The sequence below is a fragment of the Endozoicomonas sp. ALD068 genome (assembly GCF_049310145.1).
Classification (GTDB): domain Bacteria; phylum Pseudomonadota; class Gammaproteobacteria; order Pseudomonadales; family Endozoicomonadaceae; genus Endozoicomonas_A.
This window is the reverse complement of sequence record NZ_JBLYNU010000004.1, coordinates 332392-352767: the sequence shown is the minus strand read 5'-3', so window position 1 is coordinate 352767 and position 20376 is coordinate 332392. Positions and strand designations below refer to the sequence as shown.

At 47.4% G+C, this 20376-nt stretch carries 19 protein-coding genes; 11 read left to right on the top strand and 8 right to left on the bottom strand.

Going from position 1 to position 20376, the window contains the following annotated elements:
* Positions 1 to 6: 6 nt before the first annotated feature.
* The gene (locus tag ACO6V5_RS01400; RefSeq protein WP_422134704.1) at positions 7 to 1734 is read right to left on the bottom strand and encodes a WD40 repeat domain-containing protein; all 1728 of its coding nucleotides are present in this window, start codon (positions 1732 to 1734) and stop codon (positions 7 to 9) included.
* A gap of 457 nt (positions 1735 to 2191) precedes the next feature.
* Entirely contained in the window at positions 2192 to 2527 is a 336-nt protein-coding gene (locus ACO6V5_RS01395) for a PBPRA1643 family SWIM/SEC-C metal-binding motif protein (protein ID WP_422134705.1), read from the bottom strand.
* 431 nt (positions 2528 to 2958) lie between these two features.
* Between ACO6V5_RS01395 and ACO6V5_RS01390 the strand changes: the two genes are divergently transcribed.
* From ACO6V5_RS01390 to ACO6V5_RS01350, 9 genes are all read left to right on the top strand, one after another.
* Positions 2959 to 3963 (top strand): ArsJ-associated glyceraldehyde-3-phosphate dehydrogenase, encoded by a 1005-nt coding sequence (locus ACO6V5_RS01390; RefSeq protein WP_422410885.1) that lies wholly within the window; start codon positions 2959 to 2961, stop codon positions 3961 to 3963.
* A gap of 64 nt (positions 3964 to 4027) precedes the next feature.
* Positions 4028 to 4822, top strand: a complete 795-nt coding sequence (locus ACO6V5_RS01385) for a metalloregulator ArsR/SmtB family transcription factor (RefSeq protein ID WP_422134707.1) — start codon at positions 4028 to 4030, stop codon at positions 4820 to 4822.
* Positions 4797 to 6035 (top strand): organoarsenical effux MFS transporter ArsJ, encoded by a 1239-nt coding sequence (arsJ, locus tag ACO6V5_RS01380; protein ID WP_422410888.1) that lies wholly within the window; start codon positions 4797 to 4799, stop codon positions 6033 to 6035. Before ACO6V5_RS01385 ends, arsJ begins: the two co-directional genes overlap by 26 nt.
* A 242-nt stretch (positions 6036 to 6277) precedes the next feature.
* Positions 6278 to 7057 (top strand): FKBP-type peptidyl-prolyl cis-trans isomerase, encoded by a 780-nt coding sequence (fkpA, locus tag ACO6V5_RS01375; RefSeq protein ID WP_422134709.1) that lies wholly within the window; start codon positions 6278 to 6280, stop codon positions 7055 to 7057.
* 176 nt (positions 7058 to 7233) lie between these two features.
* Positions 7234 to 9267, top strand: coding sequence for an amidase (locus tag ACO6V5_RS01370; RefSeq protein WP_422410890.1), 2034 nt, complete (start codon positions 7234 to 7236; stop codon positions 9265 to 9267).
* A gap of 308 nt (positions 9268 to 9575) precedes the next feature.
* Positions 9576 to 11552, top strand: a complete 1977-nt coding sequence (locus ACO6V5_RS01365; protein ID WP_422138611.1) for an amidase — start codon at positions 9576 to 9578, stop codon at positions 11550 to 11552.
* Between the two features lie 102 nt (positions 11553 to 11654).
* Positions 11655 to 12728, top strand: a complete 1074-nt coding sequence (locus tag ACO6V5_RS01360; RefSeq protein ID WP_422410892.1) for a putative transporter — start codon at positions 11655 to 11657, stop codon at positions 12726 to 12728.
* Positions 12729 to 12880: 152 nt separating this feature from the next.
* The gene (locus ACO6V5_RS01355; RefSeq protein ID WP_422134713.1) at positions 12881 to 13357 is read left to right on the top strand and encodes an RING finger domain-containing protein; all 477 of its coding nucleotides are present in this window, start codon (positions 12881 to 12883) and stop codon (positions 13355 to 13357) included.
* Positions 13358 to 13560: 203 nt separating this feature from the next.
* On the top strand, positions 13561 to 14016 hold the full coding sequence (locus tag ACO6V5_RS01350; protein WP_422134714.1) for a DUF29 domain-containing protein: 456 nt from the start codon (positions 13561 to 13563) through the stop codon (positions 14014 to 14016).
* Between the two features lie 101 nt (positions 14017 to 14117).
* Here the strand turns inward: ACO6V5_RS01350 and ACO6V5_RS01345 are convergent, their stop codons facing one another.
* The 6 genes from ACO6V5_RS01345 to argR form a co-directional block, all read right to left on the bottom strand.
* Positions 14118 to 14699 carry a PqiC family protein gene (locus ACO6V5_RS01345; protein WP_422134715.1) on the bottom strand — a complete coding sequence of 194 codons (582 nt, stop codon included), beginning with the start codon at positions 14697 to 14699 and terminating at the stop codon, positions 14118 to 14120.
* A gap of 4 nt (positions 14700 to 14703) precedes the next feature.
* Positions 14704 to 15672 carry an MlaD family protein gene (locus tag ACO6V5_RS01340; protein ID WP_422134716.1) on the bottom strand — a complete coding sequence of 323 codons (969 nt, stop codon included), beginning with the start codon at positions 15670 to 15672 and terminating at the stop codon, positions 14704 to 14706.
* Complete coding sequence (locus ACO6V5_RS01335; protein WP_422134717.1) at positions 15669 to 16502, bottom strand: ABC transporter ATP-binding protein; 834 nt, start codon at positions 16500 to 16502, stop codon at positions 15669 to 15671. The genes ACO6V5_RS01340 and ACO6V5_RS01335 overlap by 4 nt, the downstream gene beginning before the upstream one ends.
* Positions 16503 to 16504: 2 nt before the next feature.
* Positions 16505 to 17626 carry an ABC transporter permease gene (locus tag ACO6V5_RS01330; RefSeq protein WP_422134718.1) on the bottom strand — a complete coding sequence of 374 codons (1122 nt, stop codon included), beginning with the start codon at positions 17624 to 17626 and terminating at the stop codon, positions 16505 to 16507.
* Positions 17595 to 17750 (bottom strand): hypothetical protein, encoded by a 156-nt coding sequence (locus tag ACO6V5_RS01325; RefSeq protein ID WP_422138615.1) that lies wholly within the window; start codon positions 17748 to 17750, stop codon positions 17595 to 17597. The genes ACO6V5_RS01330 and ACO6V5_RS01325 overlap by 32 nt, the downstream gene beginning before the upstream one ends.
* Before the next feature lie 84 nt (positions 17751 to 17834).
* Complete coding sequence (gene argR / locus ACO6V5_RS01320; RefSeq protein WP_422134720.1) at positions 17835 to 18293, bottom strand: transcriptional regulator ArgR; 459 nt, start codon at positions 18291 to 18293, stop codon at positions 17835 to 17837.
* 377 nt (positions 18294 to 18670) lie between these two features.
* On the opposite strand from argR, the gene ACO6V5_RS01315 reads away from it, so the two are divergent.
* A complete protein-coding gene (locus ACO6V5_RS01315; protein ID WP_422134721.1) occupies positions 18671 to 19408 on the top strand; it encodes an ATP-binding cassette domain-containing protein in 738 nt (245 codons plus the stop codon).
* 187 nt (positions 19409 to 19595) lie between these two features.
* The gene (locus ACO6V5_RS01310) at positions 19596 to 20372 is read left to right on the top strand and encodes a lysine/arginine/ornithine ABC transporter substrate-binding protein (RefSeq protein ID WP_422134722.1); all 777 of its coding nucleotides are present in this window, start codon (positions 19596 to 19598) and stop codon (positions 20370 to 20372) included.
* Positions 20373 to 20376: the final 4 nt, after the last annotated feature.

Below are 20376 nucleotides of genomic sequence, written 5' to 3'. Positions count from 1 at the left end.
AAAAAATCAATTACCCATCCTTATTTCAGTGATTTTCACCGTCTGATCACGACTGGCGGTTAACACATAGCGAACATCGCTACTGAAGGTGGCTGAGTCGACTGCACCCTGATGCGAAATGGTGCCTTTCACTACCCATGATCCATCAATCTCCTGGCCAATGATTTTAGCCGTTTTATCTTTACTCGCAGTCACCACATGGCGACCATCAGAGCTGAAGATCGCTGAATTGACCTCGTCGTCATGAGCAATGGAAGCTTTTTCTTTCCAGACTCCATCGGCCCTCAGAACATAGATTTTCACTGTTTTATCATAGCTGGCAGTCACCACATGGCGACCATCGACGCTGAAAGTGGCTGATACCACCGACTTCTGATGGACAATGTTGGCTTTTCGTTGCCATGATCCATCGGCCTTCTGACCATAGATTTGCGCCATACCATCTCTACTGGCAGTTACCACGTGAATGCCATCGGGGCTGAAGCTAGCTGAGTTGACCTCACGAAAATGCCTGATGTCAGCCTTTTCTTTCCAGAATCCATCGGAATCCTGGCCGAAGATTATCACCATGTAATCGCAGATGGAGTCGGGGGTGAATAGATCCATATTGTTCGCAAACATTTGACCAATGGTCATCACGTGGGCGCCATCGGGGCTGAAGATGGCTGAGTCTAGATTACTGTCATGGGTAATAGTGTCTTTAAACAGCCATGATCCATCTTCCTCTCGGTAATGGATCCTCAGCTTCATATCATTACCAGTGGTTATCACATAGCGTCCATCAGCGCTGAAGTTGGCTGAGGTTATCGAACCTTCATGAAAAATGCTGGCTCTTGGTACCCAGGATCCGTCGGCCTCCAGACCATAGATTTGCGCATTGCAATCATCACTGGCGGTGACCACAAGAGTACCATCGGGACTGAAGATGGCTGAGTTGACCTCACGAACATGATTAATGGTCACTTTTGCTTCCCAGGATCCATCAGCCTCCTGACCATAGATTTTCGCCGTGCCATCACTACTGGCGGTGACCAGATGATTGCCATCGGTGCTGAAGTTGGCTGAATTGGTACAATCGATATGAGGAATGTTAGCTTTTACATCCCATGATCCACTGATGCTCTGACCAAAGATTTTCACTGTGTTAGGACCGGCAGACACCCTCCTGGTCAACACATGGAGGCCATCGTCGCTGAAGGTGGCTAATGCAACCCGGCCAGCATGAGAAATCTCACCATTATCAACCAATTTAAACGTTTCACATTTAGACATCAGTTCAGTCATGGTGAAATAGAAAATAGCAGGAAAATCACAACTCTCCCGGCATTGTATAAGTGATTTGATTAGTGCCTTATCATTCGTAAACTGTCCCAACCAATCGTGAAGCTGGTTGTCATCTTTTGTACTGACGATTGTTTCCAGTCGAGCCTGATGTGCCGAAGGAAACCGGTTATACCAGGCTTTTGCCAGAACATCGCCGTCTTTGATAGCATTTTTGAGGTTGGAGCATGTCCGTTTTAAAAGGTTTGCAGTTGGAAGATGCAAGTAGTCAATGATTTTATATTTCAATTCTAAGGGCATTTGCTCCAATAAAGATTCACACTGGCCAGATGCATTAATGTCTCTGCCCATACCGATACCGGTTGGCGGCTCTGATTGAGATCGCCCTGAGGGCGTCTGTATTGAATCGACAATTTTGGAATTGTCATTTAATTGCCTGATTTCTGGTGTCATTTCCAGCTCCTCTAAAATTTTATTTGTCCTTATTTTGAAACGACATTAAAAGTGGATACGGCAGTTGGACACGGATTTGGAATAAAAGTTCATACTATGTTGGTAATGGCAACCAACAGTGCTTCTGTCTTTCATCACACACTGGGCAGCGCCGCTTAGCACCAGCTCACTCCGCTACAGATTCCGAACTTCGTTGATCAATAACAGTCTGCACAGGTCCAAATCAGCGAATTCGATAATCCGCTGGATAGGATAAATTAACTCCAGAATCACCATTCGTTATAAATGCTTGCAGCTTCACAGATGCCAGAGTTACAAAACGATAGGGCAATAATCAAGGTGGGAGACAGTCGAGTCCGGTGGCAAATGAACTACCACCAGGTAACCAACAGAGCCTTTTGAAGTGAAAGCCGCCTGAAAAGTCTGGCAGGTTCTTATGTAGCACAGTGCCAGGCTATTATGATCGGCCACAGCACTTCTTGTATTTCTTACCGCTACCACAAACACAAGGATCGTTGCGACCCGGCGTTTTTTCTACCACCCTGGTGGTTGGCAGGTTCTTCAGTAACTCCAGATCAGAGACATCTTCCTGCTTCTCTTCATCAATCTCAATGGTGTAAAACCAACCATTCTCTTCAAAAATGGCCGACAGCTCCTGCTCACGCTCTTCATTCTGAACAACCACACTGGCAGGATTTTTCTCAGTACCCAGCCGGGCTGTTTTCTTACGCTCGAAACCCCGGTTGTGTTTATCCGCAAGGTTCATCAGACGGTTGCCTTCGGCATAAAGCATAGGTAGCCCACCACATTTGATCGTAAATTTTTTATCCGTACCCGATAACCTCTGAGCAGGGATAGCCAGTAAAACCGACGTAATCTACTGGATTTGAAAGGATTTAGCCAGAAGTCTGATGAATTTTTAGTCAAATTGCTCATTACTCAGCCTCCAAGGCCGCGACTCCACGCCAGCGAGCCCTGATGACCAGTTCAAGAATGCCACCAGTGAAAACCGGGTCTATCCTTTCATCCATAACCGCTATCTCCATAGAAATCTGCTACCAAGAGCTTTTTAGCCATGCAAACCCAACTTAAGTCCTGCAGGTAGAATGACTGAAATCAACGCGTAATACTTGACACTCTTTTTTTTATATTTGATTATCCGCATATTCAAATATTCAAACTTATTCTTCAATTCATAAAACAACCTGAAGTAGTGAGGTCATCATGGCAGTAAAAGTAGGTATTAATGGTTTTGGCCGAATAGGCCGTCTGGTGTTGCGTGCAGCTTTTGACTGGCCAGAGCTGGAGTTTGTCAGAATCAACGATGTAGCAGGCAGTGCCCCAACCCTGGCGCACCTGCTGGAGTTTGATTCTGTTCAGGGTCGCTGGTCACGCAATATTTCAGCCGCTGACAACCGCATTAACGTTGATGGCAGAACGATTGCCTGCAGTCAGATAAAAGAAATAGACGACATTGACTGGTCAGACTGCGATGTGGTTATTGACAGCACCGGCGTTCACAAGAAAACGTCAATCCTGCAAAAATACCTCAATCAGGGTGTCAAGCGTGTGGTTGTAAGCGCTCCTGTCAAAGAAGAAGGGGTCCTGAACGCCGTTATGGGTGTTAACGATCACCTCTTCAATCCGGAAACACACCAGATTGTAACGGCTGCATCCTGCACCACCAATTGCCTGGCACCTGTCGTAAAAGTTATTCACGAGAACCTGGGCATTGTTCGTGGCAGCATGACGACTATCCACGACATCACCAACACCCAGACCATTCTTGATGCTCCCCACAAGGATCTTCGTCGTGCCAGAGCCTGCGGTATGTCACTGATTCCAACCACCACCGGCTCTGCAACAGCCATCACCCACATCTTTCCGGAATTGAAGGGCAAGCTGAATGGCCATGCTGTTCGTGTGCCTCTGGCCAACGCTTCTCTGACCGATATGGTGTTTGAAGTGGCAAAAGACACCCGTATTGAAGAAGTGAACAGTCTGCTGAAGTCAGCCGCCGAAAATGAACTGGAAAGCATTCTCGGTTACGAGGAAAGGCCCCTGGTTTCTATCGATTATCTGGGCGATACCCGCTCCAGTATTGTCGATGCGCTCTCAACCATGGTGGTCAATGATCGAATGGTGAAGATCTATGCCTGGTACGACAATGAGATGGGTTATTCAGCCAGAACGGCTGAACTGGCCAGAAAAGTCGGGCTAGGAGCCTGAGTTAATTTCAAACCCGGCCCTGAGCCGACCAAACCGAGTGTTATACGACGGACATTTATTACCGATGACGACACTGCTTTCTATCTTGTTTCTCTGTACCGGAAACTCGGCCCGCTCTCAGCTGGCAGAAGCCATCTTTCGCAATATGGCCGATGATGACTTCAGAGTTTTCAGTGCCGGAACCCAGCCCCAGGGTATTGATGACAGAGTCTTTCAGACGCTGAAAAAACGGGGCATCGCCGCTGATGGCCTGACAAGCAAGAGTCTGGAGGATCTTGAAGAACAGCATTTTGATTATGTTATCACCCTGTGTGATAACGCCAAGAACGAATGTGCTCACTACCCTCAATCGGACGCACTGTTACACTGGGATCTTGCAGACCCCAGACGACAGGAAGGTCTGAGCCCGTTTGAAACTACTGCAGACATTCTGGAAGGACACATCAAACTGTTTCTCCAGCTGAATACCCCCAACGTTATCAAAAATGATTCCAATCCGGGCGACTTTTTCAAGCTGCTTTCTGACAATACACGACTGCGTATTCTTATGCTGATTGAGGATGAACATGAACTCTGCGTCAATGATCTGGTAGAAGCCCTTCAGGAAAGTCAGTCCAAGATTTCCCGTCATCTGGCACAGATGCGTACTTTAAAAGTGCTGAGCTCTCATCGCCGTGCCCAGAACATTTTCTATCGCCTCAATCCCAATCTTCCACCCTGGATGAAGCTGATTCTGGCGGTAACAAGAACCGGCCAGCCGGATTTTATTAACCAGGAAAAGATCCGCCTGAAAGAACAGGCTTCAAACAGCAGCAGACAAAAGTCGGGAAAGTATGGTGTTAAAGAATCTGTCGTATGACCTCAGACAGTATTTGCTGGTGACGTTCAATTACTGGAATTTCACTCTGACCGATGGCGCCCTCCGGATGCTGGTGGTACTGCATTTTTACAGTCTTGGCTATCAGTCTCTGGAAATAGCCATGCTCTTTCTGTTCTATGAGTTCTTCGGTGTCGTAACCAACCTGGTCGGTGGCTGGCTGGCGTCCAGACTGGGACTGAACCGCACGATGAACTTCGGCCTTGGCCTGCAGATTTTTGCTTTGTTGTTGCTTACCGTACCTTCCCAGTGGTTATCGGTGCCACTGGTCATGTTTGCCCAGGCCCTTTCAGGTATTGCCAAAGACCTGAATAAAATGAGTGCCAAAACAGCCATCAAAAAACTGGTCAGTAGCAAACAACAGGGTAAGCTGTACCAATGGGTCGCTATCCTGACAGGATCAAAAAATGCTCTGAAAGGGGCTGGCTTCTTTCTGGGTGGTGCACTTTTATCACTGATTGGCTTCAGAAATACACTGTTTGCCATGGCGACAGTTCTGGCTCTGGTTCTGATTATGAGTCTGATCTGGCTGAACCGGGACTTCGGCAAGTCCAGAGCAAAAGCGAAATTTAGTCATATATTTTCTGACAACCGCGCCATCAACATCCTCTCAGCAGCCAGAATGTTTCTGTTTGGCTCACGGGATGTCTGGTTTGTCATTGCCCTGCCGGTCTATCTCTCTGGTGTCTTTGAATGGAGTCACTCTGAAACCGGTGGCTTTATGGCCCTTTGGGTGATGGGTTATGGGTTTGTGCAAGGGCTGGCGCCACGAATTACCGGCAATGAAAGTGACTCACCTCCCGGACGCAGAGCTGCCACTGTCTGGGCAGCAGCACTGTTATTATCCGCAATAGCTGTTGCCTCGGGCATCCAGCTGGAATGGCACCCTGAGCTGACTATTATTGCCGGACTGCTGGTGTTTGGTGCCATCTTCGCTATTAACTCCTCACTGCATTCATACCTGATTGTCAGCTATGCCCGGGAGGATGGGGCGTCCATGGATGTGGGATTCTATTATATGGCCAATGCCATGGGTCGACTGACGGGTACCCTATTATCAGGATGGCTGTTCCAGTTGGGTGGACTGACTGTCTGCCTCTGGGTATCCTGCCTGTTTGTTGCCTTGACTACATTGATCTCCCTTGGCCTGCCGAGGCTGCATCCTCATGCTCCCTCTCCCGTTAACAAGCTTTAAGACACAGGCTGAATCCATAAAAATATGCACAAATGTACCAATAAAGCCGCTAATTTAGTCAACATCCAGTTTGAAAAGGTCAAGAGAGTGTCAGAACCCACAAAAAAAGCTCTGAAAAGTTCAATTACTATAATCCCTGTGCCATTATTCAATATTTAATCATCAGGGCAGGGTTCTCCCTGTCTTTACCGGGTCTAAGCCCTTGACTGGCAGGACTTTGACCAACCCATTGGAGAAAAATAGTGAAAAAGGTTCTCAAAGTAACCGCGTTGGCCGCAGTAGTTGCTCTTGCCGCAGGTTGTAGGGAAAACACCCAACCCGTTACTGAAGAAGTCAAGCTGGAATCCCCTGAGCAGAAAGCCGCCTACGCTATGGGGGCTTCGCTGGGCAACTACGCAGATCAAACCCTCAAGCAGCAGGAAGAAATGGGTATCACCATTGACCGTGAACTGCTCAAGAAAGGATTTATGGAAGCCTTGAATGGCGAGAGTAAGCTGAACGATGAAGAGATTCGCACCGCCCTGCAGGGTCACGAAGAGCGTATCCGACCCATCATTGAGAAAAAGGTTCAGGAGCGTCTGGACGAAGACCGCAAGAAGGGAGAAGACTTCCTGAAGGAAAACGCCAAGAGAGAAGGCGTGAAAACCACTGATTCAGGTTTGCAGTACGAAGTCATTGAAGCCGGTAAAGAAGATGCAGCAAGGCCGGGCCCTGAAGACCAGGTCACCGTTCACTATACGGGCACCCTGATCGATGGCACCGTTTTCGACAGCAGTGTTGAGCGCGGCCAGCCAGCTACCTTCCCTCTTAACGGCGTGATCAAAGGCTGGCAGGAAGGTCTGCAATTGATGCCGGAAGGCTCCAAGTACAAGCTGTATATTCCAGCTGAACTGGGGTACGGTGATCAGGCTGCAGGGTCCATCCCACCAGCTTCTACACTGATCTTCGAAGTTGAACTGCTGGATATCGCTGACGACAGCGATAAAACCAAAAATGACAAAAACAGCACTGACAAGAAGTAATTCCTGACTATCGTTTTCAGTCAGTCAAAAAGGCCGGAGATCTTCCGGCCTTTTTTTATGTTAAAAAATGAGTACAGGTCGATACCAAAGAGAATCTGAAACCTTGTCGGCTCCCATTAATCTATACTGGACTCCTGCTTAGAAAATTGTCAAAGAGACTCTATTGAGGAACTACAATGCAGCGTTCAGGTGTGGCTCTTGTATTCACTCTTCTTCTAGTGGCGGCCGTTAGTTATGGCTATGTCTTATCCGACCCTGTTCTTGTTGATATTGATCGTCGTACCAGGCAAAAACCTTATATCACCAGGGACTATTATCCTGACTGGCTGAGTTCTTCAGAAAGCCTTTCCGGATTTTCGCTGTACTATACCCGAAATTGGGTAGTGGGTCTTGGGAGTATCAATGAACAGATTGAGTACATCAAAAGGCAGTTGGTCATGAGCTGCATAAACCCTGAAGATCCTGTGCTTTTCTCCGACGCAGAATTATCAGCACTCAACGCAGGTATTCCGGGCAGGCCTGAACGGCGACCTTTTGAAGAAGGTCCTTTTGAAGAGGCTCCTTCTGAAGAGGCTCCTTCTGAAGAGGCTCCTTCTTTAGACAATGTCTCTCGCGGCAGTCCAACTGCCAGGATATCCGAACTTTTTGATCGTGCCGGTGGCATTGATGACATTCAACAATTGTTTGCAGAACAAAAACTAACCCCTCTCAGGTTGGTTGAAGATATTTATCTCTGGTACGAAAAGAAGCTGCCAGAAAGTATGAAGGATGTGCTGATTGAACAAGACAAAAATCTGGCAATGAAAATGGCTGAAGCTTCGGATCTGCGATGGCGGAATTGTACTTCAGCATACCTGGGTGTTATTGAAGAGTATAAAAAAAAACGGATTATTAGAGAGCTGGAAGGTATTCCTATTGCCGTAAGCTCAGAAATCAATGTTGCAGGGTATTACCCGACCGCTGGCCTTCGTCGCAAAATGGCCTATCATCCGACCTTTTACATGGCGTTTGAAAATACTGAATCTGAAGTGGTCCAACGGTTAAAGAGTGAGGGAGTTATTATTCTGGGGTCAACCCATCAACATATTCTCGGGCTTGGAGCAACGGGAGAAAATCCACAATTTCCCAGGATCTCTAATCGATTCAGTCCTTTCCATGTCGCGGGTGGATCATCCAGTGGCAGTGCCCTGATGGCTGCTCTTGGCTTGTCGCCATTAACAGTAGGTACCGATAATGGAGGGTCTGTATCCATTTCTGCCTCACTAAATGGTTTACCCGGTCTTAAACCCACCACAGACAAACTGTCCACCAAAAATTATGACTACGCAGTGCCGGCTCTGACGGCTATTGGACTTATTGGTAACCGTTTTAAAGATATTGCCCTCGGTTATCAGGTTTCAAGCGGAATTCATCCCACCCCTCAAGTAGCTGAGGCTTTGAAGACTCTAAAAATAGGCCTTGATCCTGATTGGCTTGAACATGCAGATAAAGAAGTTTCAGAGAAAACATTTGAATGTCTTGACCGATTGGGAACCCAACTTAAAAAACTGCAAAGTCACAAAGACAGCCTCTTTGTCAGAATGCAATTTATGCCTGAGAACTTCAGAAAACGGCTCTGGGCGACCCATATGATCCTGTTTGGGCATGGTGCAGCGGAGGGGAAATTCAAATTTGTAGGCAAAACTGATGGTATGGACTTACCCCATGAAACTGAAATGGCTCTGTTGATGGGCAAGGCCCTGTCTTATGAACAAGTCCAGCGAGCCAAACAAAACCAGAGAGACCTGGTCGGTCATTTTGAAAACAATATATTTTCAAAGGTTGATGTTATTGCCATGCCTACGACCTTAACGCCTGCTACAGCCAAATTGAAACACTGGCTAACAAATACAGCTGGCGAGTTGAATTTTGCCACCACGTATCTTCTGGCATTCAATACTTCGCTGGCCAACCTGACAGGCAGCCCAAGGATAACCATCCCCTGCGGCTTTAATCATGAAGACCTGCCTTTTGGTCTTCAGCTAATGGGTGCTTTTCATAGTGAATACCTGTTGCTTGCACTTGGCAATTTGCTTGAGCAGGAAATGGACGGAGAACTCAGAAAAAAGGCGGATAGCAACACGTTTTTGAAACGTTTTAAACCCTATCAAAAACCATCCCCTGATGATGGTGGCAGTGTTCCTTATAAAGTCAGGAAAGGAGATTTGTAGCTATTGCGCACCATGATGGTCAAAATTCCTTTCGCAGCACTGCTGCTTCCGCTGCCGTCTAGGAGCCTGACCGAGAATAGACTGCCCTACTGTGGCGGCAGCAAATTGGTCTGAAAATCCGCTTTTGTTCGTCAATTTTCTGCCGTCCTCGCTACGGGCGCTATTCTCGGTCAGCCTCCTAGGAGTTTAGTGGCACCCTCGTTTGGGCGAGGGTTTGAACGTTTTTGCTAAAATGGCTCAGACTCCGAGTGTTCTATACTGGGCTCCTGTTGAAAAAATTGTTAATGATAATCTATTGAGGAACTCTAATGCGGCGTTCAGGTGTAGCTCTTGTATTCACTCTTCTTGTGATGGCAACCGGCAGTAATGGCTATGACTTATCTGACCCTACTCTTGTTGATATTTATAACCCTTACCGGCAAAAGCCTTATATTTCCTGGGACTATTACCCAGACTGGCTAAGCTCTTCACAAAACCTTTCCGGATTCTGGCTGTCCTTTGTTCGAAGTTGGGTAGTGGGTCATGGGACTGTTGATCGACAGATTGAGTTCGTCAAAAGTCAGTTGGTCATGAGTGGCATAAACCCTGAAGACCCTGTGCTTTTCTCTGAGGCAGAATTGACGGCTCTCAATCCAGGTATTCCGGACAAGCCAGAACGGGCTCCTTTTGAAGAGACAGCTTCTGAAGAGACACCTTCTGAAGAGAGAGGCTCTCGTGGCAGCACAACTGGCAAGATATCCGAACTTTTTGATCGTGCCGGTGGCATAGATGATATTCAGCAATTGTTTGCAGAACAAAAACTAACCCCTTCCAGGCTGGTTGAAAATATTTATGACTGGTACGAAAAAAAACTGCCAGAAAGCATGAAGGATGTACTGATTGAGCAAAACAAAGATCTCGCCATGCGTATGGCCAGGGCCTCCGATCAGCGGTGGCTAAAGTGTATTTCAGCGTATAATGGAGTTATTGAAGAGTGTAAAAAGCAACGGATTATCAGCGAGTTGGAAGGTATTCCTATTGCTGTAAAATCAGAAGTCAATGTTGCAGGCTATTACGCGACCGCTGGCGTTAATCGAAAAAAAATAGCCGATCAATCGCTTTTTCCCATTGTCACTGAAGAGACTGAATCTGAAGTGGTACGATTGTTAAAGCATGAGGGTGTTATTATCCTGGGCCTAACCAATCAACATCTTTTCGGGCTTGGGGCAACGGGAGAAAACCCCCACTTTCCCGGGATCTCTAATCGATTCAGTTCTTTCCATGTCGCGGGTGGATCATCCAGTGGCAGTGCCCTGATGGTTGCCCTTGGCCTGTCGCCATTAACAGTAGGGACTGATGGTGGTGGCTCTGTATCCATTCCTGCCTCATTAAATGGTTTACCCGGTCTCAAGCCCACATCTGACAAGTTGTCCACCAAAAATTACATCAACGCTGAGTTAGACATGGTAGCTATTGGGCTCATCGGTAAGCGTTTTAAAGATATTGCTCTGGGCTATCAGGTTGCAAGCGGACGTCATCCCACCCTTCAAGTAGCTGAAGCTTTGAAGACTCTAAAAATAGGCCTTGATCCTGACTGGCTTGAACATGCAGACAAAGAAGTTTCAGAGAAAACATTTGAATGTCTCGACCGATTAGGAACCCGACTTAAAAAACTGCAAAATCGCAAAGACAACCTGTTCGTCAAAATGCAGTTTACCTCTGAGAATTTCAGAAAACGGCTCTGGGCAACCCATATAACCCTGTTTGGGAGCTGGGCAGCGAAAGGGAATCTCAATTTTTTGGGCAAAGGTATACCTTATGAAACTGAAATGGCCCTGTTAATGGGCAAAGCCCTGTCTAATGAACAGGCCGAACGAGCCAGACAGAACCAGAAAGTGCTGGCAGATCACTTTGAAAAAAATATCTTCTCAAAGGTTGATGTTATTGCAATGCCAACAACGTTAACGCCTGCTCCGGCCAGAGTGAACCACTGGCTAACAAATACCGCTGGCGAGTTGAATTTAGCCAAAGCTTACCTTCTGGCATTTAATACTTCACTGGCCAACCTGACAGGAGGTCCCAGGGTGACCATTCCCTGCGGCTTTAATCATGAAAACCTGCCTTTTGGCCTTCAGTTAATGGGAGCAATTGACAGCGAATATCTGTTGCTTGCCATTGGCAGTTTGCTTGAACAGGAGATGGCTGAAGAACTCATGAAAAAGGCGGAGAGCAATACGTTTTTGAAAGGTTTTAAACCCCATGAAAAACCATCCCCTGATGCTCATCTGCCCCATAAAGATTTATAGCTATTGTAAACAGGCTGATAGCGGCTGCTGCACCAAAAAATGAACGATTCGAATCCTCAACTGTCAAAAGTTATATACACAATGCAGTAGAGGAGTGCAGGGATGCTGAAGTGCTTTTTCTTGTCAAAACAATGGGCTATATGGGCCTGGGGAGGGCTTCTCGGGCTGCTGGCTTCTATATTTATTGAAGTCAGCATGATGGTCAGAATGAATGAATGGTATGGCGAGATGTGGGATATGATGCAGCTGGCCAAACCTGAAACCATTGACCGTTTCTGGGAACTGATGCTGGTATTCTGCACCATAGTTTTTCCCTATATTTTACTAAGAACCCTTTCCAGCTTCCTTTCACAGCACTTTTGCTTCCGCTGGCGGCAAGCCATGACCCTCGCTTACCTGCCCTTCTGGCAAAAAGTAGATAGCGATATTGAAGGCGCCTCCCAACGCTTGCAGGAAGATCCCCAGCGTTTTGCCAGAGTCACCGAACTGCTGGCACTGGGACTGTTTCGCTCCATTCTGACATTGATCGCCTTTATCCCCATTCTCTGGACGCTCAGTGAGGAGATTTGTGGCAAGCTGGCGGACTGGCTCAACAGCCCGGCTTTTACGGAGAGCTATGATAAAATTCCGCTATCCCTGAGAGGCATGGAAATCATGGGTCAGATACCTGGTTCCCTGCTCTGGTTTTCCTGCCTGTTGTCTTTCAGCGCCGTCATCATCTCCTACGCTGTGGGCATCCGCCTGCCTGGCCTTGAATACAACAACCAGAAAGTCGAAGCCCGCTTCAGAAAACAGCTGGTTTATGCTGAAGACGATAAAACCTACGCCAAAACTCCAACGCTGCTGGAGCTGTTTACAGGACTGCGTTTAAACTATTTTCGACTATTTCTCAACCACTCCTACTTTTCCCTCTGGCAGAACTTCTTTTTCCAGTTTGTGTCTATTGCCGACCTGATGGTCATTGGTCCGGGCGTTATTTACGGCATCATCCTGATGGGGACTTTAAACAGAGTGTCCCATGCATTTAGCAGTGTTTCAGACAGTCTTTCCTACTTTACTGAAAACTGGGCAAACGTCACTGAGTTGTTATCCATTGTTAAACGCCTGAGAGAGTTTGAAGTGAATATCGGTTATCGTTCTGAACCGGGGTCATCCGGACTGTTTAAAATTCAATAATAATCTTAACTCTGCGCTGGCGTTGCTCTAGCTCCTGGATCCATGCGCAGCAAATTGGTCGGCCTTCTGGATCTTTCCGGGTCGTTTAATATCCTTCATAACTAAAGCATCGGCCACACTTCAGAAAGCAAATCTATCACGGGCTTAATAATATGAAAATTAATACAATCAGACATTTTTTAATTTTTATAATTATTTTTTTTATTTCAAATGCGGTATCTGCCCAATCAATCTGCCCTATTTGTCTTGAAATATTGCACTATGAGGATAAAGGTATTTCTTTATGCTGTCAGCATACATTTCATGAGCGTTGTATTTCACGCTGGAATAAAAGAGAAAAAAAAGACACATGCCCAATATGCAGAAAGGAACTAATCTACCATCACGATTTGCATATTTTAAAAGCTCATGACTTATGCGGAAAAGTTCCTTACATTAAAATTGAAATCACACCCCACCTTTGCTCTTTTTCTGAACTTTTCTCTGTCAGATCAAGAGTAGATGAGGTTTTATCTGTAATCTTAAAAAAAGAAATTGATATGAGATTGGAAGAAGAAATAGAACGCTTAAGATTGAAGATCATTAATCTACATCTTGTTGACGATGATGACGATGACGATGACTTGTGAAAGCATTACAGTCGTTCTGTGCTATCAAGCTGATTGAAACCGGAATGCTGACCTGCCGTGTTGACGTGTCTGATCCAGTAAAATTGCGGCCCCGGTGCGACCCAATAGCCGGTTCAGTAGCGATCTACGCTGGTTGGTATTGATGGGAATGACATTACAATACTTGTCCTATACTCTGCTGAAATTAACGGGGGAATTACATCATGGATAATGATCAGAAAACACTTTACGAGTCCGACTTCTATAGCTGGACTAAACAGCAGGCTCAACTCATTAAAGAACGCCGGTTCGACGAACTTGATCTCGATAACCTTGCTGAAGAAGTGGAAGATATGGGGAAGTATGAGCCGCGTTCATTAACCAGTCACCTGATGCAACTGCTCATGCACTTATTAAAATGGCAATACCAGCCAGAGCGACGTTCAAGAAGCTGGCGAGACTCCATCATTTTACAAAGAGCCAAGGCTAAAGATTTACTTGATGAAAACCCCGGTCTGAAGCTCAGGAAGGCAGAACTGTATAAAAAAGCCTACCAAAAAGCCGTCGTCCTTGCGGCCAAGCAAACCGAGTTACTCCTTAAAACCTTCCCTTCAGAATGTCCGTGGACGTATGAAGAAGTCATGCACGATGACTTTCTTCCAAAGGACCCGCCGCACTAGTAGGCTGACCGAGAATAGCGCCCGTCTGGGCGACCCCGTCTGGGCGACCCCGTCTGGGCGACCCCGTCTGGGCGACCCCGTCCAGGCGACCCAACAACTCTTCAATGCTGAGCAACAATGCCCTTCTCTATTCGCTGACTCAGATCAGCCAGCAAATAACTGAAGCTTTCAACCCATTGCTCAGAAGTGCTTCCTTTTGGGAGATTTCTGGTTAACCTGACGGTGCGAAATTCAACGCTTGCCTGTTTTTTAAGGAGGGTAAAACTGGCATCCAGCTCCATGTTATTGCCAGACCAGGCCAGATTATTAATGTCAACTGCCACAGCAATATCAGGTGCCTGACTCCTCAACCAGGGTCCGGCCTGAATATCAGAGTGAGGAAATAATGCCATCAGATTCTGAGTCAGGGTACGTGTGATTGCATCCTGTAGTGGTTCACCCCAACGCTGATTATCGAAGCGGATAAGTTTGTACCCCCCGTCGTTTATAATCAGACCAGATCGATCCATCCAGCCCGGGATTCTGGCCGGAGCCACTCCGATTGACGATACTCTAGTCTGACCGGACTCCCCCTCAACTACCGGCTTCAGAGTGTAGTACTGAAAAGGTCTGACTTGACTCACGCAGGCCGACATAAGAAACACGGCAATCAGAGGCAGAAACCATTTAACATGACTTTTCATGACATTACTCCCCTGTATCTCTGCCCAACAACACTGAACCCGGCTGTTCTTCCAACAACTCTGCCAGCTCCCTGACAGCATCTGCCGAGCGACTGATATCCTTACTGCTGCGATCCAATTGATACATCAGAGGCGAGTCAGGTGCCAGGGTATCACTCAGTTCCATTGTCGTTTGCTCCAGTGCTTTCAGGGCAGCTTCTACAGAGGATAATACCTCGCTTACCCGACCAAGCGTTTTTGGCAGTTCTCTCTCAATAGCCTGAGACATCTGGTTCATGCTATCAGCCATAGGGACAAATTCATCCCTGATGTCTGACATGCTTTTAGCCATATCCTCTGACATAGCCCCAAACTGTGAAAAAGCCTTATTGAGTTTTGTCGGCATCTGCTGAAATGCCTGACTGCTACTGATGGTATTCAGGTTGTGGGCAATACTTTTCAAGTCTGCTATAAGCGCAGGCAGGTTCATTTCGTCCAGATCTTGAGTAATGGTTTCAAAATCAGTGGGCACCGTCGGGAGCTGAGGGTATTGTGTAGAGACAGGAATCGTTCGCGCACTGGTTTTGTAGAAGTCCACTTCGACGTACAACAATCCTGTGAGAAGACTCTGGGTTTTGAGCTTGGCTGCCAGTCCCCGGAACACCAGTTGCTTCATGATATCTTCAGGAACTTTTCCTCCCTTACCAATAACCATGTCCGGATAGATATCGATAATCACCGTATTTAATAACTCTTCCTTGTCCACATACAGCTGGGTGCGGATATCCGTGACTTCACCAATTTTGACCCCTCGCAGCGTAACAGGAGCTCCAATATTCAGACCCATAACACTACTGTCGTAGATCAGCTCATAACGCTCTTTGCTGTGACTGGAGTAACTGCCCTGGCCTACAAACATGGCAAGACCCACTGCCAGTCCGATCATGGTAATCACGAACAGACCGGCAAAAATGGAGTACCTTTTTTTATTCATCGTCCTCTTTCCCCGGAAGACCGCTGAAAGCTCTTCTCAGAAGCCCGCTGATGGCTCTGCCCTCGGGACAGAAAGTCTCTGACCAGGGGCTGAGAGCTGTGATTCAGCATATAGGACGGAGCCCCCGTATCCAGCTGTGTTTTAGTCTGCGCATCGAGAAATACGCCATTGGAGCCTATGGCAAAAATACTTTCCAGTTCATGGGTTACGATCACAATCGTTACTCCCAGTGACTGACTGAGCTGAAGAATCAGATCGTCCAGCCGCCTGGCACTGAGAGGATCAAGACCGGCTGACGGCTCGTCGAAAAACAGCACGTCAGGGTCCAGAGCCATAGCCCTGGCCAGACCGGCACGCTTGGCCATACCACCACTGATTTGTGACGGATAATAGTTTTCATAGCCTGCCAACCCGACCAGAGCCAGCTTGTAACGCACCAGATCGAATACCTCTGCCGGTTTCATCCGGGTATATTGGGTGAGAGGAAAACCGACATTTTCTGCCAAAGTCATGGCACTGAACAGGGCACCACTCTGATAAGTGACTCCCCACCGCTTCCGCATTTCCAGCTGCTGGTTGTCTGTGGCAGAAAAATAGTCCCGCCCCTCATAGGCAATGGTTCCGGCGGCTGGCTGATAGAGTCCGATCATATGCTTGAGCAAAGTGCTTTTACCACAACCACTACCTCCCATGATCACAAACACATCGCCTTTGTGAACCTTAAAGGTCAGGTCCTGCTGTATAAGGTTGCTGCCGTATTTCATAGTCAGCTGGCTGACTTCTATTGCTGCGCTTTTTCTATCCGTAGCTTGGGGACCTGGCTGCTCCATTATCAAATACCCATCTGGAAATAGAGAATATTCAGACCTGCATCCGCGACCACCAGATAGACAATAGCAGTAACCACCGCCGTAGTGGTTGCCTTACCCACTGCCGCAGAAGAGCGGCCACAGGCCAGTCCGGCCTGACACCCGGCAAAACTGATCAAAATAGCGAACACCAGACTTTTAAATAAGCCTGTCATCACATCGGCCATGGCGAAGGAACCGGAAAGCTGATGAAAATACTGGGTGAAGGTGATGTCCATACTGAGAGCCACAGCCGAGCCTCCCAGCATTCCCAATACATCGCTATAAAGCGTCAACAATGGCATGGCCACAATAAGGGCCAGCATTCTCGGAAGCACCAGATAATCAACGGTCTTGATGCCCAGCGTGGTAAGAGCATCAACCTCTTCATTGACCTGCATGGTACCCAGCTGTGCGGCGTAGGCAGCGCCTGTTCTACCGGCCATGATGATAGCGGTCATCAAAGCCCCCATTTCCCGCACCATACCAATACCCACCAGATCAGCCACGTAAACTTCAGCACCAAACTGTCGTAACTGGACTGTCCCCAGGTAGGCCAGAATCATGCCTACCAGAAAGCTCAGTAAGGTCACGATGGGTAATGCCGCTGGCCCGGTCTGATGCAAAAACTGAAAAAAGTCACCAGGTCTGACATCGCTGCGCAACCTGAACATTCTGATTATTCCGAGCGTGATATCGCCCAAAAAAAGAACAACATTTTCCAGCCACTGAAACACTCCTTTCGTCAGGAATTGCAGTGACTGCAGTGAAAAAAAAGTCTTTTTAGTCGAAACGTTTTCCACAGGAACTGCGATGGCCAACTGATGAAGGTTCTGGACATCTTCCGGCAACCCGGAGAGTAACAACTTTATATTATTACTATCACAGTGTCGTTGAAGCTTGAGCAACCAGGCACAAAACAGCGAATCCCATTGAAAGGAAGCGTCGGTCAGGAGATCAAGCGTCTGGAGGTCCCCTGAAATCAGTTCAGAAAATAACTGCACAGCATCAGGTAACGCCTGATACCGGTCCCAACTACCGGACAGGATCGCACTCATGTGTTCTGGATTAACGTTATGCGCTATCTTGAAACCGGGTGATGCCATCGACTCTGGAAGCACTGAAAAAATGAGCCACAAGCATATAGACAAAAATGAACCGGGTAAATATGCCTGTGGCAGGCTTTACCCAGCCCATCAGCTCATTCAGCAACAGTTCGGGTCCGCTCAAAATTATTAATTCATTGACGTACAAAACAGCATCTCGCACTCACGTTCTGCGAGGATGTCAATCAGTCCAATGATAATCAGGGTGTTACATAAACAGCTTGACGATACCGTCCTGAAGCCTGTCAATTTCAGCAGAGGAAACGGGAGCTACAAAAATAGTGTCGTCGCCCGCTACACACCCCAGGATACCATCGGAGCGGCCGACGGAATCCAACAGCCGTGCGATCATCTGGGCAGCCCCCGGACTGGTTTTGATCACGATCAACATGCCGTTGTTAGCTACGTCTTCCACCAGATCTCTGACGGCAATATTGGAATCCATTTTCCCCAGTTCCGGGGGCAGACAATACACTTGTTCATTGCGGGCATTGCGAACACGAACAGCACCGTGGCGACAAAGTAACCGGGAAACTTTTGACTGACTGATATTATCAAAGCCCTGACTCTGAAGTTGCTCAACGATCTGGCTTTGGGACCCGCAGCGCTCTTCTTTAAGCAGCTGTCTGAAAGCCTTAATGAGTTCTTCCTGTTTTTGACTGGCCATAACCTTTGTTCATTGCTCCTGAATTCCCAGGCAGTAGTGACCAGAATCCCTGGCCTCTTCTGGATAAAAAAGCACCAATTATGAATAAGTATTCTAAAAATACTTGATTTTATCCATATTCATATAAGAGAATCTATTTTTGTGTGAACCAGTCGTCTGTTCGGCCTATGCTTTTCTGGTAAGAAAGGGTCAAGCTCAACGGACTCCGTCAGCCCTGAAGCCTGCCCATACGATAAAATCGGGACAGGCTTTTTTGTGCAAGCACCACAAACACCTTGCAATGGGCAGTACTCTCACACAGTCATGAGCACAAAAAAACCCGCTGCATCTCATACCCGGCAAAGCGGGAATTCTCACAAAATGGCAGATGAAAGGCAATGGGCATAGTCGTTGAGGGCCTCAGCAAAGCATTTGGCTCCACACAGGTTCTTAAAGATATCAGTTTTAATATTCCCCGGGGTGAAACCACCGTTCTTCTGGGGGCCAGCGGTGCAGGTAAAAGCACCCTGCTGCGCATGCTCAACCTGCTGGAAACACCCGACCAGGGCACCATGAAAATCGCTGATATGGCGTTTAATTTCAACAATGGCCATAACAGCAGGCACCTGAACAAACAGGCTTGCGCCCTGAGACGCAGGGTAGGCATGGTATTTCAACAATACAATCTCTGGCCACATATGACCGTGCTTGGCAATCTGATTGAGGCTCCGGTCGTACAGGGTATGCCCAAAGAACAAGCCACCACCAAAGCCAGAGAACTGCTCGAACGTGTTGGCCTGTCTGAAAAAGCCCACGCCTGGCCTTCTTCGCTGTCGGGTGGCCAGCAGCAACGGGTAGCTATTGCCCGCTCCCTGATGCTGTCGCCAGACGTTCTTTTATTCGATGAGCCCACTGCTGCTCTTGATCCGGCTATCACCAATCAGGTGGTAGAAGTGATCAGGGAGCTGAGCCAATCCGGTATCACCCAGGTAGTTGTCACTCACGAAGTCGAATTTGCGCGAAAAATTGCCAGCAAGGTGATTTATCTTGAAGATGGTCATATTGTTGAAGATGGATCATCCGATCACTTTGCTCACCCCCGGACAGAGGCTTTTCGCAGCTATCTGGAACATTGACCCACCGGAGACAGTGTCTCCGACCATTGCAGCCAGGTACTGATGCAGATAAACACTCCTTTATTCCTGAGCTTTTTGAAGGATGGTGTCACCGCACTTCAACAAGTCTGCTGTTTATGGAATGGAGCCTTACGCCTGACTGCACTGGCTTGTTTATAGACTTTCATGATTTCTGGAGTATCAAAAAATGAAAAAGATGTTCGCTTCCCTGCTGGCGACCAGTGCTTTGACTGTTGCCACACTCATTGGCGCTCAATTCACTCAGGCTCAGGCTGTCGAGACTATTCGCTTTGCCACAGAAGCCACTTATCCTCCTTTTGAGTTTGTGGGTAAAGACAATCAACTGGAAGGGTTTGATATTGATCTGGCCAAAGCCATCTGTAACGAACTGAAAGCAGAGTGTACGTTCAGCAATCAGTCCTTTGACAGCCTTATTCCCAGTCTGAAGTTCCGCCGTTTTGACGCAGTGATTTCAGGGATGGACATTACTCCAGACCGTCTCAAGCAAGTCGACTTCAGTGGCCCTTATTATGAGAACTCGGCCATCTTTGTCACCGACAAAAACAAGGGATTAACGTCTATTGAAGCACTCAAGGGTCACTCTGTGGGTGTTCAGAACGGCTCAACCCATCAACAGTATCTGATCGAAAAGCTGGAGAGTCAGGGTGTTAAGGTCCGTCCTTATGACACATTCCAGAATGCTTTCCTGGATATGACCAGTGGCCGGGTTGATGCGGTCTTCGCCGATACTGCGGTTGCCAGAGAATGGATGAAAGAAAGAGGCGAAGGTCTCTATGCCCAGGCAGGCCCGGAGGTGAAAGATGCAGATTATTTTGGCATCGGCTACGGGATTGCAGTCAGAAAACAGGACAAACTGAAGGAAGAAATTGATTCTGCCCTGAAAAAACTTAAAGAAAACGGCACTTACCAAAAAATCTACGACAAATACTTTAACAAAGCCTGAACTG

Bases quoted from the DNA above. Each gene is read 5' to 3' on its own strand.
- ACO6V5_RS01370 (WP_422410890.1), top strand. From the start codon at position 7,234: ATGCAGCGTTCAGGTGTGGCTCTTGTATTCACTCTTCTTCTAGTGGCG.
- ACO6V5_RS01365 (WP_422138611.1), top strand. From the start codon at position 9,576: ATGCGGCGTTCAGGTGTAGCTCTTGTATTCACTCTTCTTGTGATGGCA.
- ACO6V5_RS01360 (WP_422410892.1), top strand. From the start codon at position 11,655: ATGCTGAAGTGCTTTTTCTTGTCAAAACAATGGGCTATATGGGCCTGG.
- ACO6V5_RS01310 (WP_422134722.1), top strand. From the start codon at position 19,596: ATGAAAAAGATGTTCGCTTCCCTGCTGGCGACCAGTGCTTTGACTGTT.
- ACO6V5_RS01350 (WP_422134714.1), top strand. From the start codon at position 13,561: ATGGATAATGATCAGAAAACACTTTACGAGTCCGACTTCTATAGCTGG.
- ACO6V5_RS01355 (WP_422134713.1), top strand. From the start codon at position 12,881: ATGAAAATTAATACAATCAGACATTTTTTAATTTTTATAATTATTTTT.
- ACO6V5_RS01315 (WP_422134721.1), top strand. From the start codon at position 18,671: ATGGGCATAGTCGTTGAGGGCCTCAGCAAAGCATTTGGCTCCACACAG.
- ACO6V5_RS01340 (WP_422134716.1), bottom strand. From the start codon at position 15,672: ATGAATAAAAAAAGGTACTCCATTTTTGCCGGTCTGTTCGTGATTACC.
- ACO6V5_RS01400 (WP_422134704.1), bottom strand. From the start codon at position 1,734: ATGACACCAGAAATCAGGCAATTAAATGACAATTCCAAAATTGTCGAT.
- argR (WP_422134720.1), bottom strand. From the start codon at position 18,293: ATGGCCAGTCAAAAACAGGAAGAACTCATTAAGGCTTTCAGACAGCTG.
- ACO6V5_RS01335 (WP_422134717.1), bottom strand. From the start codon at position 16,502: ATGGAGCAGCCAGGTCCCCAAGCTACGGATAGAAAAAGCGCAGCAATA.
- arsJ (WP_422410888.1), top strand. From the start codon at position 4,797: ATGGTGTTAAAGAATCTGTCGTATGACCTCAGACAGTATTTGCTGGTG.
- ACO6V5_RS01395 (WP_422134705.1), bottom strand. From the start codon at position 2,527: ATGCTTTATGCCGAAGGCAACCGTCTGATGAACCTTGCGGATAAACAC.
- ACO6V5_RS01385 (WP_422134707.1), top strand. From the start codon at position 4,028: ATGACGACACTGCTTTCTATCTTGTTTCTCTGTACCGGAAACTCGGCC.
- ACO6V5_RS01330 (WP_422134718.1), bottom strand. From the start codon at position 17,626: ATGGCATCACCCGGTTTCAAGATAGCGCATAACGTTAATCCAGAACAC.
- ACO6V5_RS01345 (WP_422134715.1), bottom strand. From the start codon at position 14,699: ATGAAAAGTCATGTTAAATGGTTTCTGCCTCTGATTGCCGTGTTTCTT.
- ACO6V5_RS01390 (WP_422410885.1), top strand. From the start codon at position 2,959: ATGGCAGTAAAAGTAGGTATTAATGGTTTTGGCCGAATAGGCCGTCTG.